This window comes from Alkalimonas delamerensis (assembly GCF_030717955.1).
Classification (GTDB): domain Bacteria; phylum Pseudomonadota; class Gammaproteobacteria; order Enterobacterales; family Alteromonadaceae; genus Alkalimonas; species Alkalimonas delamerensis.
Genome location: NZ_JAUZVY010000003.1, coordinates 139,891 through 153,439 on the forward strand (window position 1 = coordinate 139,891; position 13,549 = coordinate 153,439).

The following is a 13,549-nucleotide window of genomic DNA, read 5'->3' on the forward strand; positions in this document are numbered from 1 at the left end:
AAGCCCACTATGGATCCGCCGGTCGTTGGCTGAACTCAACACAACGACTGAACGAAAAAGCAAAAAACGGAGAGAGAGCAATGTTTGAATTAATGGATAGCCACAGCGAAGAAGCTGTCATCAAAGTGATTGGTGTTGGTGGTGGCGGCGGCAACGCCGTCGAGTACATGGTCGCCAGCAACATCGAAGGGGTGGAGTTTATTGCCGCCAATACCGATGCCCAGGCGCTGCGTAATTCCTCGGCCAATGTCACACTGCAACTGGGGGCTGCGGTCACCAAGGGGCTGGGTGCAGGGGCCAACCCGGATATCGGTCGGCGCTCGGCAGAAGAAGACCGCGAAACCATCAAAAAGACCATTCAAGGTGCCGATATGGTGTTTATCGCCGCCGGCATGGGCGGGGGTACCGGGACTGGCGCTGCGCCTGTGGTGGCCGAAGTTGCCCGCGAATTGGGGATTCTAACCGTCGCCGTGGTGACCAAGCCGTTTCCTTTTGAAGGCAAAAAACGCACCGCCTTTGCCGATGACGGCATTCTGGAGCTGAGCAAGCACGTCGACTCCCTGATCACCATTCCAAACGACAAGCTGTTAAAAGTGCTGGGCAAAGGCACCAGTTTGCTGGATGCTTTTAAAGCGGCCAACAACGTGCTGTTGGGGGCGGTGCAGGGCATTGCCGAGCTGATTACCCGTCCGGGTCTTATCAACGTCGACTTTGCCGACGTCCGTACCGTGATGTCTGAGATGGGCACCGCCATGATGGGCACCGGCACTGCGTCAGGCTCAGACCGGGCTGAAGAAGCCGCCGAGCAAGCCATTTCCAGCCCCTTGCTGGAAGACATCGATTTGTCAGGTGCCAAAGGCATCCTGGTCAACATTACGGCTGGCCTGGATATCAGCATTGAAGAGTTCGAAACCGTCGGTAATGCGGTTAAGGCCTTTGCGTCTGAAAATGCCACTGTGGTGGTGGGCGCGGTGATCGACCCGGAAATGTCCGAAGAGCTGCGGGTGACTGTGGTCGCGACCGGTATCGGCGCTGCACGTCGGCCAGATATCAGCCTGGTAGCCAATCCGCGTGCCGAAGTGGCTGCGCCTGTGTACCGGACTGCCGGTGGCAATACCGCCCAGCAAATGCAAACCGAGGCGGTGGCACAGCCAAAAGTTCAGGCTGAGCAGCGCACGGAGCAGAAGCCTGCGCAGGATATCTTTGATATTCCAGCTTTTTTGCGCAAGCAGGCTGATTAAAAAAAGCGATTCATTTGCGGCGTGCTATTAGGATTCTGCGATTTGAGTTCATCGCAGGTTCAGTTAAGCTTGGCATAATTGTTAACATATGCTATGCTGCGCGGCCGCGTAAGTTGTTCAAATTTTGAACTGGAAACGACTATGATCAGACAACGTACTATCGCACAAACCGTCCAGTCGGTTGGGGTTGGCCTGCACAAGGGTGAAAAGGTCACGCTCACTCTCCGGCCTGCGCCTGATCACACCGGGATTATTTTCCGGCGGGTTGACCTGGATCCGATTGTCGACTTTAAACTCAACCCTGAAATGGTTGGGGATACTGTGCTCTGTACTTGTCTGATCAATGACGAAGGCGTTCGTCTGTCCACCACCGAGCACTTGATGGCGGCCATTGCCGGTCTTGGCATTGACAACCTGATTGTGGAAGTGGATGCGGCCGAAGTACCGATTATGGATGGCAGCGCCAACCCTTTTATTTATCTGCTGTTGGAAGCCGGTGTCAGCGAGCAAAAACAAGCGAAGAAGTTTATTCGCATTAAGCGCGCAGTGCGGGTAGAAGACGGTGATAAATGGGCCGAGTTTAAGCCACACAACGGTTTTAAACTGGATGTGGCCATCGACTTTGATCATCCGGTAATCGCCGGTACCCAGCAGCGTCTGAAAATGGACTTCTCTGCTGCCAGTTTTATCAAAGACATCAGCCGGGCCCGGACCTTTGGTTTTATGCAGGATATTGAGTACCTGCGTGCCAACAATCTGGCGCTGGGCGGCAGCTTTGACAACGCCGTGGTGCTGGATGAATACCGGGTGCTGAATCAGGATGGCTTGCGTTACGACGATGAATTCATCAAGCACAAGGTGTTGGATGCTATCGGCGATTTGTACATGGCCGGCTACAGCATTCTGGGTGAATTTAAAGCCTACAAAACCGGTCATGCGCTGAACAACAAATTGTTGTGTGCCATGCTGGCCGATCAAAGCAGCTGGGAGTTCGTCACCTTTGAAGACGACGCCAAGATGCCAATTTCCTTTTTGGCACCCCAACTGGCGTAACAGCGCTGCAACTTTTAAAAAACCAGCTTCGGCTGGTTTTTTTTAGCGCTGGCGACGCTGAATTAAGCCTTCGATTTTGTCTTTCAGTGGGCCAGAGCAGGCGTCGGCCAGTTGCTGCAAGCGTTGACTGGCTTGCTGGCTGTTGGCGGCCACCTCGTGTTTGGCAGCTGGTTGCGGCGGTCGGATACTGGCTTTGGGGGTGATGTCGATATCGAGCCCGGCTAAATCAGGCAAGATTTTTTGGCGGAAATTGTCTAAAATGGCGTCGCGCTGCATTTTGACCCGGGTTGCCCAGGCGGCTGACTGGCACAGGATTACGGCCCGGCCTTGATGGATGCGTGCTACCTGGCAGCCATGCTGTTGTTGTCCCAGCAGCTGATGCAGCAGCTGGTTTAATTGCTGCAGCTGAGTGAAGTTCTGCTGGCGCTGCAACAACGGCAATTCAGCCATCAGCTGGTTGAGTTGGGCGGGTTTTTGTGAGTAACGGGCCATCAGAGTATCGTTAAAACGAGCTTGTCTTAGTCTAGCATGAATGGTCCGGCATGCATGGCTTTTTGCTGCCAACGGTTGAAACGAGCGCAGGCTGACTCCATATCCTCAACCATGCTTCATGCTGGCCCGTTCACGCTTAGGCCCAAGGCTGTTGAATCGGCTATAGACATCTGCGGCATAGATGGGTAATGTCAGCCGCGGATGAAAAAATAAAATCGAATTGAATGGTAACCACAACATGTTTGGAAAATTATTCACCAAATTGATCGGCAGTCGCAATGACCGTTTCCTGAAAAAACTGCAAAAAAAAGTCGACGACATCAATGCGCTGGAAGCTCAGTTTGAAGCCTTATCCGATGCTGATCTCAAAGCCAAAACTGCTGAATTGAAGCAATTGGTGGCAGATGGTGCCAGTCTGGATGATGTGCTGGTTGCAGCCTTTGCCACTGTGCGTGAGGCCAGCAAGCGGGTCTTTAAAATGCGCCACTTTGATGTGCAGCTGATCGGGGGCATGGTGTTGCATCAGGGCCGGATTGCCGAGATGCGTACCGGTGAAGGGAAAACCCTGACCGCGACCTTGCCGGCCTACCTCAATGCTTTAAGCGGCGACGCTGTTCATGTCATTACCGTCAATGACTACCTGGCACGACGCGATGCAGCAACCAATGCTCCTTTGTTTGAGTTTCTGGGACTGACGGTCGGCGTCAATGTGCCTGGCATGCACCCACAGGAAAAGCAGCAGGCCTATCAGGCCGACATCACCTACGGTACCAACAACGAATTTGGCTTTGATTACCTGCGGGACAACATGGCCTTCTCGGCCAAAGAGCGGGTCCAGCGCAAGCTGGCTTTTGCCATTATTGATGAAGTCGACTCCATTTTGATCGACGAAGCCCGGACGCCGTTGATCATTTCTGGCCCGGCCGAAGACAGTTCCGAGCTGTACAAGCAGATCAACTTGCTGGTGCCTAAGCTGGAGAAGCAGGAAAAAGAAGACGAGGAAGGGGTCGAAGGCGATGGCCACTTCACCATCGACGAAAAAGCCCGTCAGGTCTATCTGACTGAGTTGGGTCAAATCCGGGTCGAAGAAATGCTGAAAGAGCATGGCCTGATCCAACCGGATGACCACCTGTTCTCCGCCGCCAACATTACTTTATTGCACCATGTGTATGCGGCGCTGCGGGCGCACAACCTGTTCAAAAAAGATGTCGATTACGTGGTGAAAAACGGTGAGATTGTCATTGTTGACGAACACACCGGTCGTACCATGGAAGGCCGACGCTGGTCGGAAGGTTTGCACCAAGCGGTGGAAGCCAAAGAAGGCGTGAAGATCCAGAATGAAAACCAGACGCTGGCGTCCATTACCTTCCAGAATTATTTCCGTTTGTACGACAAGCTGGCCGGCATGACCGGTACTGCCGATACCGAGGCCTTTGAGTTCCAGCAAATTTATGGTCTGGAAACCATCGTCATCCCCACCAACAAGCCGATGGTGCGTCAGGATTTGCCTGATTTGGTGTATCTGACTGCGACCGATAAATACCAGGCGATCATTGAAGACATCAAACAAAGCCGTGATGCCGGTCGTCCGGTTTTGGTGGGTACCGCCTCCATCGAAAGCTCCGAGTACCTTTCCGGTCTACTGAACAAAGGCAAAATCAAGCACCAGGTTCTGAATGCCAAGTTCCACGCCAACGAAGCGCAAATCATTGCACAGGCCGGTCAGCCGGGCACCGTGACCATTGCCACCAACATGGCGGGTCGGGGTACCGATATTGTGTTGGGCGGCAACCTGCAGGCCGAAATTGCTGCGCTGGAGAACCCAACCGAAGAGCAGCTTGCCAAACTGACCGCCGAGTGGCAACAGCGTCACGATGCGGTGATTGAAGCCGGTGGTTTGCACATCATTGCAACCGAACGTCATGAGTCACGCCGCATCGACAACCAGCTGCGTGGTCGTTCCGGCCGTCAGGGCGATCCGGGCTCATCGCGCTTTTACCTGTCGCTGGAAGATCCACTGATGCGCATTTTCGCCTCGGATCGGATGGCCGGCATGATGCGCAAACTGGGGATGGAAGAAGGCGAGGCCATCGAACACCCCTGGGTCAGCCGCGCCATTGAAAATGCCCAGCGCAAAGTGGAAGCCCGCAACTTCGATATTCGTAAGCAACTGCTCGAATTTGACGATGTCGCCAATGATCAGCGTAAAGTGGTTTACGAGCAGCGCAACGAGCTGATGGACAGCGAGGACATTGCGGAAACCATCCAGGTGATCCGCAGCGATGTGATGGACTCAGTCATCAGCCAGTACATTCCGCCGCAGTCGCTGGATGAGTTGTGGGATATTCCAGGGCTGGAGCAGCGGTTAAAAGCCGACTTCTCGCTGGAGCTGCCCATTGCGCAGTGGCTGGCCGATGACAACAAGCTGTACGAAGAAAAGCTGCGTGAGCGCATTCAACAAGAGGTAGAAACGGCCTATCAAGCCAAAGAGCAGCAGGTGGGGCCACAGGTGCTGCGCCAGTTCGAAAAAGCCATCATGCTGCAGAGCCTGGATACGCACTGGAAAGAGCATCTGGCTGCCATGGACCATTTGCGTCAGGCCATTAATTTGCGTGGCTATGCCCAGAAGAACCCGAAGCAAGAGTACAAGCGCGAGTCGTTCGAGCTGTTCTCCCAGATGCTGGATAACCTGAAGCTGGATGTGGTCAGCGTGTTGTGCCGGGTGCAGGTACGGGCAGCCGAAGATGTCGATGCGGTGGAAGAACAACGTCGCAAGGCCGACTCGGTGCCGCATCAGTACCAGCACGATGAAGCCGAGCAGGTGGGTGGCAGTGCGCCTGCTCAGCCGCAAGGCCCGGTGGTGCGCGATGGTGTCAAAGTCGGCCGCAACGATCCTTGCCCTTGTGGCTCGGGCAAAAAATACAAGCAGTGCCACGGCAAGCTGAGCTAATGACAGCTGCTGTGGTCAATCAGGGGCCTGGTGCCCCTGTGCTGCATGTGGCTGTGGGCGTGATTGTACGGCAGCAGCAAGTGCTGCTGAGCTTGCGCGCCAAACATCAGCATCAGGGCGACAAGTGGGAGTTCCCGGGTGGCAAGGTGGAAGCTGGAGAAAGTGTCCAGCAGGCGCTGCACCGTGAACTGGCCGAAGAATTGGCCATTGCGGTGCAAAGTGCCCGTCCGCTGATGGAGGTACGGCATGCCTATCCGGAGCGGACGGTGCTGCTTGATATCTGGCTGGTGGATGGGTTTTCAGGCGAGCCGGCAGGACAGGAGGGGCAGCCGGTGCGCTGGTTTGCCATTGATTCCTTGCATCAACTGACCTTCCCCGATGCCAATCAAGCCATTGTCGAACGGCTGCAGCAACTTAGTCTTTAAAGAAAGCGTTGTCCTGCTCCATCATCTCTGCTTCAAGCTCTGCTAAGTACGCCTCCCCAAGCTCGGGGTTGACCGGTGATTTATCCGGGATCCGGTGGTTTTCCGCCGCCCAGTCGCCCAAATCAATCAACTTGCAGCGCTCGCTGCAAAAGGGACGAAAAGGGGACTCGGGACTAAAGACCACCTTGCTTTGGCATACCGGGCAATCGACAGTGGGCTGCTTCATTGGAAAGACTCTGCTGCTAAAATCTACCGCAATTTTAACAGCAAGCTAGGGCGAATGGGATGGTTTTCTCGCTGGCCAGCCGGCCATTGGCATCGCTTAATTGCATAAAGCGAATAGCAAAACGGTATTTGTTGCCACTGACGGTGGGGTAAACCCCAAGCGCACTGTCGTACTTCAAGCGCAACAACTCATACTGATCGGTGGTATTCTGGTAGAAACCATTCACGGCTTCCAGCTGTTGAAACTGACCCCGCTCACGGGCAAAGGTCAGCACAAAATCGATGCTTTGCCGGCTAAGCTCGATTTGATCGAGCCATTTCTGCTGACTGAGTGACTGCTCTGCCTGCGGCTGGTGACACCAATAATGCAGCTGCGGCACATCAAAGGCACAGGCCCCACCTGGCATGGCAAAGCGCTGCCGAATGGGGGCTAAAAAGGCATCGTCTTTGAAGGGGCTGCCCAGTTTGCCACTGCGGTTCAGCTCACTTTGCAGCCGCACTGCTTTTTGCAGCATCTGCTGCAGGGCATCGTTGGATACCGAGGGGTGCTTGGACCAGGTTACCAAAGCCTGCTCACAGCGCTCAATGTCTTTCAGCAAGTCTGGTCGCACATCACTGCGTTCCAGCACATCCAGCAAGGCAAAAAAACTGGTAAAGAAAGCCTGTTGCCGGGCACTCTGGTCGGCTGCTTCCGATGCCTGGGCGTGGTACTGCACCTGACGCAGTAAATGCTCAAGCCGCAAATAGGTGCGAACTTTTTCGTTTAAAGGATGTTCATACAATACATCAGTCATGGTGCTTGGTGGTACCCTTGGCTTTGTCTGCTGCCAGCGCCAGATAGCGCTGATGCAGTTGTGCGACCTGTGCTTCAATCTGCGCCGGCTCTGCACTGTTATCGATCACGTCGTCGGCTGCCGCCAAGCGCTCTTCGCGGCTGACTTGAGCTGTCATAATGGCGGCTACTTGTTGTTCAGACCCGCCATCGCGCAGTAAAGTTCGTTGCAGTTGCAGCCTTTGTGGAACATCCACCACCAGCAGCCGGTCAACCCGGCTTTGCAGTTGGTTTTCCAGCAGCAAGGGCGCCACCATCAAGACATAAGGCGAGCGCGCTCTGGCCAGCTGCTGCTGCATTTGCTGGCGGATGATTGGGTGCAGCAACTGATTCAACCAGGCTTTGTCGTCGGGTTGGCTAAAGACCCGTTGCCGCAGCGCGGCGCGGTCCAGTTGGCGGTCGGGTTGCAAGATGCCGGTGCCAAAGTGGGCGACAATCTGTTGCCAGGCAGGACTATCGGGTTGAACGACCTGGCGGGCCACGACATCGGCATCAACCTGTTCAATGCCCAGGGCCGCAAAAGCTTCGGCCACGGTGCTTTTACCTGAGCCAATACCGCCGGTCAGGCCCACAACCAAAGCTGGGATGGTGCTGGCCGTGTTCGCCATCACAGAGCCAGAACACCCAAGTACCACTGCGTCAGGGCATTGCCCCACAGCATGGCAATCAGGCCGGCAATGGCAATGTAGGGGCCGAAGGGAATGGGCGTGCTTTTGCCTTTGCCTTGCAGCAGCAGCAACAGTGAGCCCAGTACGGCACCCACAGCGGATGAGAGCAAAATAATCAGCGGCAACTGCTGCCAACCCAGCAGAGCACCAAAGACGGCCAGCAGCTTAAAGTCGCCATAGCCCATGCCTTCCTTGCCGGTCAGCAGTTTAAAGGCCCAGTACACCGACCAGAGGCTGAGATAGCCAGCAGCTGCACCCAGTATGGCATCGGCCGGGCTCGGCCCTGCCGGCGTTAAGCTAAACAGCAGAGCCAGCCACAGCAGCGGCAGGGTAATTTGATCCGGCAGCAACATGGTATCCAGATCAATAAAACTCAAAGCAATGATGGCCCAAAGCACCAGCAAATAAACCAGGGTGGTTAAACCTGGCCCAAAACGCCAGGCCAGCAGCACAGACAGCAAAGCGGTCAGTGTTTCGACCAAGGGGTAGCGGGCGCTGATGCTGGTGCCACAGTGGCGGCAACGGCCTTTCAGCCAAAGCCAGCTTAGCACCGGGATGTTGTCCCAGGCAGCAATGGGGGTTTGGCAACTGGGGCAAGCCGAGCGGGGCACCGCCAGGTTAAAACGTGGCTGGGCAGCCGCTGCCTGGTCGGGTTGAAAATAGGCCTGATAATCCTGCTGCCAGCTTAGCTCCATCATTTTTGGCAGCCGGTAAATCACCACATTTAAAAAGCTGCCAACAAAAAGGCCCAGCAGCAGCACCAGACTGTAAAAAAACCAGGGCGCTTGTTCCAGCACTAAAATAAGGTTGCTCATCATTAACCTACGATATCCCCAAGCTGGAAGATAGGCAGGTACATGGCAATGATTAAACCGCCAATGACGACCCCAAGCACCGCCATGATCATCGGTTCCAGCAAGGCGGTCAGGCCATCGACCGCATCGTCGACCTCCTGCTCATAGATGTTGGCGACCTTGGTCAGCATGCCATCGAGCGCGCCGGACTCTTCGCCAATGGCGACCATTTGCACCACCATTTCCGGAAATTGCTTGGTGTTTTTCATCGCATGCTGCATCTGGTTACCGGCGGTGACTTCATCGCGGATTTCCAAAATGGCGTTGCGGTAAATTTCATTGCCGGAGGCACCGGCAGCCGATTCCAGCGCATCAATCAGCGGCACACCGGCGGCAAAGGTGGTGGACAAAGTGCGGGCGAAGCGGGCCACGGCGGCTTTGTTTAAAATGCCACCAAAGACCGGCGCTTTCAGCAGCATGGCATCCATGGCGGTACGGGCTTTCAAATTTTTGGTGTAAGCCTGTTTGGTGAGGTAGCCGGCGACCAACAGCACACCCAGCACCACCCACCAGTAAGCCTGCATCAACTCGGAGATGCCCAGCACAAACAAGGTGAAGGCCGGTAGCTCAGCGCCAAAGCCGGCAAAGATTTCGGCAAATTGCGGTACCACAAAGATCAGCAAAATCGAGGTGACAATGGCGGCAACCACCAGCACGGCAATGGGGTAGAACATGGCCTTTTTAATTTTCGATTTCAGTGCTTCGGCTTTTTCTTTGTAGATGGCAATGCGGTCAAAGATGGCATCGAGGGCACCGGACTGCTCACCGGACTTGACCAAATCGCAGTACAGCTCGTCAAAGTGTTTCGGGTGTTCGCGCAGCACTTCCGATAAGGGCAAACCGGCCTGCACCTTGACCGAAATTTTTTGCATCAGGGTACGCAAGTTGGCTTTATCGGCGCCACTGGCAATTAAGTCAATGGTTTGCACCAGCGGGACGCCTGCACCCAACATGGTGGCAATTTGTCGGGTGACCACAGCAATATCGGCAGCAGTAACCTTTTTTTCCATGTTAATCAGTGGCTTTGGCTTGCGCTTAACCTGGGATGGGGTAATGCCTTGCTGGCGTAACAAAGCTTTGACCTCCTGGATGGAGCCACCTTTGAGCTCGCCATCGGCTTTTTTGCCGCGGCGATTCAAACCTTTCCAGCTGTAGGTTTCAAGCTCTTTGATTTTGTATTTTTGGGCCTGAGCCATGGTCTGTATCCTATGTGAGTTGCACAGCACCGGTAGTGTGCATGCAACGTAATCTTAGCTTTTTAACCGTGTCATTCAGCATTCAGTATTAAACACTCAACACTCAACATTCAACATTCAACATTCAACTACCCTTTGGTCACCCGATTGATCTCGGCCAGGCTGGTAAGGCCAGCCGCGGCTTTAATCAGACCAGATTGCCGCAAATTGTTCACCCCTTCGCGCTGTGCTTGCTGCGCGATATCCAGCGAGGTGCCACCTTCCATAATGGTTTCAGCCATGCTGGGGCTGACCGGCATCACCTCGTACACCCCGACCCGGCCTTTGTAGCCATTGGTGCAGTGATCGCAACCAACGGGTTTGAACAAAGTGATCCCGGCACTGATTTGCTCTTCGCTAAAGCCCTGTTGCAGCAACTCGGCCTGTGGCAGCTTTTCCTCGACTTTGCAGTGACCACAAAGACGACGGGCCAGCCGCTGCGCGATGATCAGACTGACCGAGCTGGCGACGTTGTAGGCGGGCACGCCCATATTGAGCAAGCGGGTCAGGGTTTCCGGCGCCGAGTTGGTGTGCAGAGTCGACAACACCAGGTGGCCGGTTTGCGCCGCCTTGATGGCGATTTCGGCGGTTTCCAGATCACGAATCTCCCCCACCATGATCACATCGGGGTCTTGCCGCAAAAAAGCTTTCAGAGCAGAAGGGAAGGTCAGGCCAGCTCTGGGGTTGACCTGCACCTGGTTGATGCCCGGCAGGTTGATTTCGACCGGATCTTCCGCGGTGGAAATATTGCACCCCTCGGTATTGAGGATATTCAGGCCGGTGTACAAGGACACGGTTTTACCGCTGCCGGTTGGGCCTGTCACCAGAATCATGCCCTGAGGCTGCGCCAGTGCATCCATGTAGAGCTTTTTCTGCGCTTCTTCGTAGCCCAGAATATCAATGCCCAGCATGGCGCTGTCAGAGTCTAAGATCCGCATCACCACTTTTTCGCCCCAAATGGTGGGCAGGGTACTGACTCGGAAGTCGATGGACTTTTTGCCGGATATCTTCAGCTTAATACGGCCATCTTGCGGTACCCGCTTTTCAGCAATATCGAGTCGCGACATGACTTTCAAGCGGGCTGATAAGCGATTGGCCAGTGCAATGGGCGGGGAAGCCACTTCGTGCAAGATGCCGTCAATCCGAAAGCGGATGCGGTACATTTTTTCATAGGGTTCAAAGTGCAAGTCGGAGGCGCCTTTGCGAATGGCATCCAGCAGCATTTTGTTGATAAAAGCAATAATCGGCTGATCGTCTTTATCGGGTTGGACGGCTGCATCATCCTCGTCGTCGTCTTCTTCGGTGCTGAGTGCGCTGAGATCCCAGTCGCCATCACCCGTATCCATGCCGCTGTCAAACACCTTGTCAATCAACTGCTTGAGCTGATCATATTCCACTACCACCAGCTCGGCATGCAGGCCGGTGTTGAACTCGAAATCCTCGATGGGAGCGATGTTGGTTGGATCGGCCACCGCCAGGTGCAAACTGCGACCGGCCCGTGACAATGGCATGATCTGATGCTTGCGCACCAATTTTTCGTTGCGAAGCTCTTTCGGAATGCTGTTCAGATCAAAGAAACTCAAATCAAAGCGGGCGTGGTGAGTTAAGGTAGCGGCCTGCTCAGACAGCTCGCGCGAGGAAATCAGTTTTTCCTGCACCAGAAACTCGGGCAGGCTTTTGTACTGCCCACCGCGGCGGCCCAGCAATTCAGTGGCTGCAGTGGCGTTAATCAGCCCTTGCTGAACTAAGCGTTTAAAAAGTGAAGAGTTTGCGTTAACCGCCATAATTTAGATAACCAGGATGAACCCGCCGTTGATAGTTTTGATTATGCCAATATTCGTTGTTTATTCAAGTTTTTAGTGTCACAAGCTCCCATGTGCAAACAAACTGAACTTTGCAGCAAGCATAGCCATCGGTAGCAAGGTGCGCTTTGTTAAGCGTAGTCGAATTTGTTAATAGATCGAGGCTGGGCTCTGCCCGCGATCCAGAGGGGCAGGTCAGCAAAGTAGGCAGGGTGAGCCAGAGCGGCTTTAAACGCTCTGGCGGATGAACTTAACGGGCCGCAGCCAGGGCCTGGGTTAAATCGGCAATCAAGTCATCGATGTGCTCAATGCCAATCGACAGCCGCACCATGTCCGGGCTAACACCGGCGGATTTGAGCTCAGCATCGTTGAGCTGACGGTGCGTGGTAGCAGCCGGAATGGCCGAGCAGCTTTTGGCATCGCCAATATTAACCAGCCGTAAAATCAACTGCAGCGCATCGTAAAAGCGGGCTGCCGCTTCCCGGCCACCGTCAATGCCAAAGCTTAAAATACCGGACGCCTGGCCCTGCATGTACTTTTGCGCCAGGCCATGATCCTTGTGTTCAGGCAAACCGGCATACTTGACCCAGCGCACTTGCGGCTGTTGCTGCAACCAATGCGCAACGGCTTGCGTATTCTGGTTGATGCGCTCGATGCGCAGGGCCAGGGTTTCCAGGCCTTGCAGCAGGTTCCAGGCGGCCTGAGCACTGAGCGCAGCGCCCATATTGCGCAGCGGTACCACCCGGGCACGGGCAATAAAGGCCGCTTCGCCAACATCCCGGGTGTAACTGACCCCATGGTAGGACACATCCGGTTCATTCAGCAGCGGGAAGCGCTTGGCATGCTGGGCCCAGGGGAATTTGCCGGAATCAACAATCAGGCCGCCAATGGTGGTGCCGTGGCCACCGATGTACTTGGTGGCCGAGTGCACCACAATGTCGGCGCCTTGTTCAATCGGCCGCCACAGGAAGGGCGTGGCCACGGTGTTGTCCACAATCAGCGGCAGCCCATGGCGATGGGCCAGCTCGGCCAGTGCTTCAATATCGACAATGCTGCCGGATGGGTTGCCAATGCTCTCGCAGTACACCGCTTTGGTGCGCGCATCAATCAGCTGCTCAATGGCTGCGAAGTCGTCTTTATCGGCAAAGCGCACTTCAATGCCCTGGCGTGGCAGGGTATGGGCAAAGAGGTTGTAGGTGCCGCCATAGAGCTCATTGATGGAAATGATGTTATCGCCGGTTTCGGCAATGGTTTGAATGGCGTAGGTAATGGCCGCCATGCCGGAGGCGACTGCCAAAGCACCGATGCCACCTTCCAGCGCCGCAATGCGCTGCTCCAGCACCGCGCAGGTCGGGTTCATAATGCGCGAGTAAATATTACCGGTTTCTTTTAAATCAAACAGATCAGCGGCATGCTGGGCGCTGTCAAAGCTAAAGGAACTGGTTTGGTGAATGGGGACCGCCACCGAGTGTTGGTTGTCTGGCTGGTAGCCGTGGTGCAGGGCAATGGTTTCGCGTTTCATTCGAAGTCTCCTCCAAAATTAGGGATAGGTCATCAAAGCACGCTGCGATAAAGCTGTCAATCTAAATGTCTGGATGGCTAATCTATCTTGGTGTGTTAGGTAGCTAGTCCTACAGGTTGGGTTTGCGAAGCATGTTGTATCGGCCAACAGAGATGCAATAAATTTTTCTCTGACCTCGATATTTCGTCGGTTGTTCCCGAGCTGGAGCGTCAAGGAGCTGCCCCCGAATCTATAAAGGTCTGCTATGATG

12 protein-coding genes are annotated in these 13,549 nt (G+C 54.8%); 4 read left to right on the top strand and 8 right to left on the bottom strand.

Annotated features, from left to right (window positions below; genetic code table 11):
- Positions 1–80: 80 nt before the first annotated feature.
- Both ftsZ and lpxC read left to right on the top strand, forming a co-directional pair.
- Positions 81–1,241, top strand: coding sequence for a cell division protein FtsZ (gene ftsZ, locus Q3O59_RS08940; protein ID WP_305945257.1), 1,161 nt, complete (start codon positions 81–83; stop codon positions 1,239–1,241).
- A 141-nt stretch (positions 1,242–1,382) separates the two neighbouring features.
- Positions 1,383–2,294 carry a UDP-3-O-acyl-N-acetylglucosamine deacetylase gene (gene lpxC, locus Q3O59_RS08945; protein WP_305945258.1) on the top strand — a complete coding sequence of 304 codons (912 nt, stop codon included), beginning with the start codon at positions 1,383–1,385 and terminating at the stop codon, positions 2,292–2,294.
- A 42-nt stretch (positions 2,295–2,336) separates the two neighbouring features.
- On the opposite strand, the gene Q3O59_RS08950 is transcribed toward lpxC, so the two are convergent.
- Positions 2,337–2,786 (bottom strand): DciA family protein, encoded by a 450-nt coding sequence (locus tag Q3O59_RS08950; protein WP_305945259.1) that lies wholly within the window; start codon positions 2,784–2,786, stop codon positions 2,337–2,339.
- 238 nt (positions 2,787–3,024) lie between these two features.
- On the opposite strand from Q3O59_RS08950, the gene secA reads away from it, so the two are divergent.
- Both secA and mutT read left to right on the top strand, forming a co-directional pair.
- On the top strand, positions 3,025–5,736 hold the full coding sequence (gene secA, locus Q3O59_RS08955) for a preprotein translocase subunit SecA (protein WP_305945260.1): 2,712 nt from the start codon (positions 3,025–3,027) through the stop codon (positions 5,734–5,736).
- Positions 5,736–6,161, top strand: coding sequence for an 8-oxo-dGTP diphosphatase MutT (gene mutT, locus Q3O59_RS08960; RefSeq protein WP_305945261.1), 426 nt, complete (start codon positions 5,736–5,738; stop codon positions 6,159–6,161). Before secA ends, mutT begins: the two co-directional genes overlap by 1 nt.
- On the opposite strand, the gene yacG is transcribed toward mutT, so the two are convergent.
- From yacG to Q3O59_RS08995, 7 genes are all read right to left on the bottom strand, one after another.
- Complete coding sequence (gene yacG, locus Q3O59_RS08965; RefSeq protein WP_305945262.1) at positions 6,151–6,387, bottom strand: DNA gyrase inhibitor YacG; 237 nt, start codon at positions 6,385–6,387, stop codon at positions 6,151–6,153. The genes mutT and yacG overlap by 11 nt on opposite strands.
- 34 nt (positions 6,388–6,421) lie before the next feature.
- Positions 6,422–7,180: a cell division protein ZapD gene (gene zapD, locus Q3O59_RS08970; protein WP_305945263.1), complete on the bottom strand. Its 759-nt coding sequence runs from the start codon at positions 7,178–7,180 to the stop codon at positions 6,422–6,424.
- Complete coding sequence (gene coaE, locus Q3O59_RS08975) at positions 7,173–7,826, bottom strand: dephospho-CoA kinase (protein WP_305945264.1); 654 nt, start codon at positions 7,824–7,826, stop codon at positions 7,173–7,175. The genes zapD and coaE overlap by 8 nt, the downstream gene beginning before the upstream one ends.
- Positions 7,826–8,701: a prepilin peptidase gene (locus Q3O59_RS08980; RefSeq protein WP_305945265.1), complete on the bottom strand. Its 876-nt coding sequence runs from the start codon at positions 8,699–8,701 to the stop codon at positions 7,826–7,828. The genes coaE and Q3O59_RS08980 overlap by 1 nt, the downstream gene beginning before the upstream one ends.
- A 2-nt stretch (positions 8,702–8,703) precedes the next feature.
- The gene (locus Q3O59_RS08985) at positions 8,704–9,936 is read right to left on the bottom strand and encodes a type II secretion system F family protein (RefSeq protein WP_305945266.1); all 1,233 of its coding nucleotides are present in this window, start codon (positions 9,934–9,936) and stop codon (positions 8,704–8,706) included.
- A 128-nt stretch (positions 9,937–10,064) separates the two neighbouring features.
- On the bottom strand, positions 10,065–11,759 hold the full coding sequence (gene pilB, locus Q3O59_RS08990) for a type IV-A pilus assembly ATPase PilB (protein ID WP_305945267.1): 1,695 nt from the start codon (positions 11,757–11,759) through the stop codon (positions 10,065–10,067).
- 268 nt (positions 11,760–12,027) lie between these two features.
- The gene (locus Q3O59_RS08995; RefSeq protein ID WP_305945268.1) at positions 12,028–13,299 is read right to left on the bottom strand and encodes an O-acetylhomoserine aminocarboxypropyltransferase/cysteine synthase family protein; all 1,272 of its coding nucleotides are present in this window, start codon (positions 13,297–13,299) and stop codon (positions 12,028–12,030) included.
- Between the last annotated feature and the right edge of the window lie 250 nt (positions 13,300–13,549).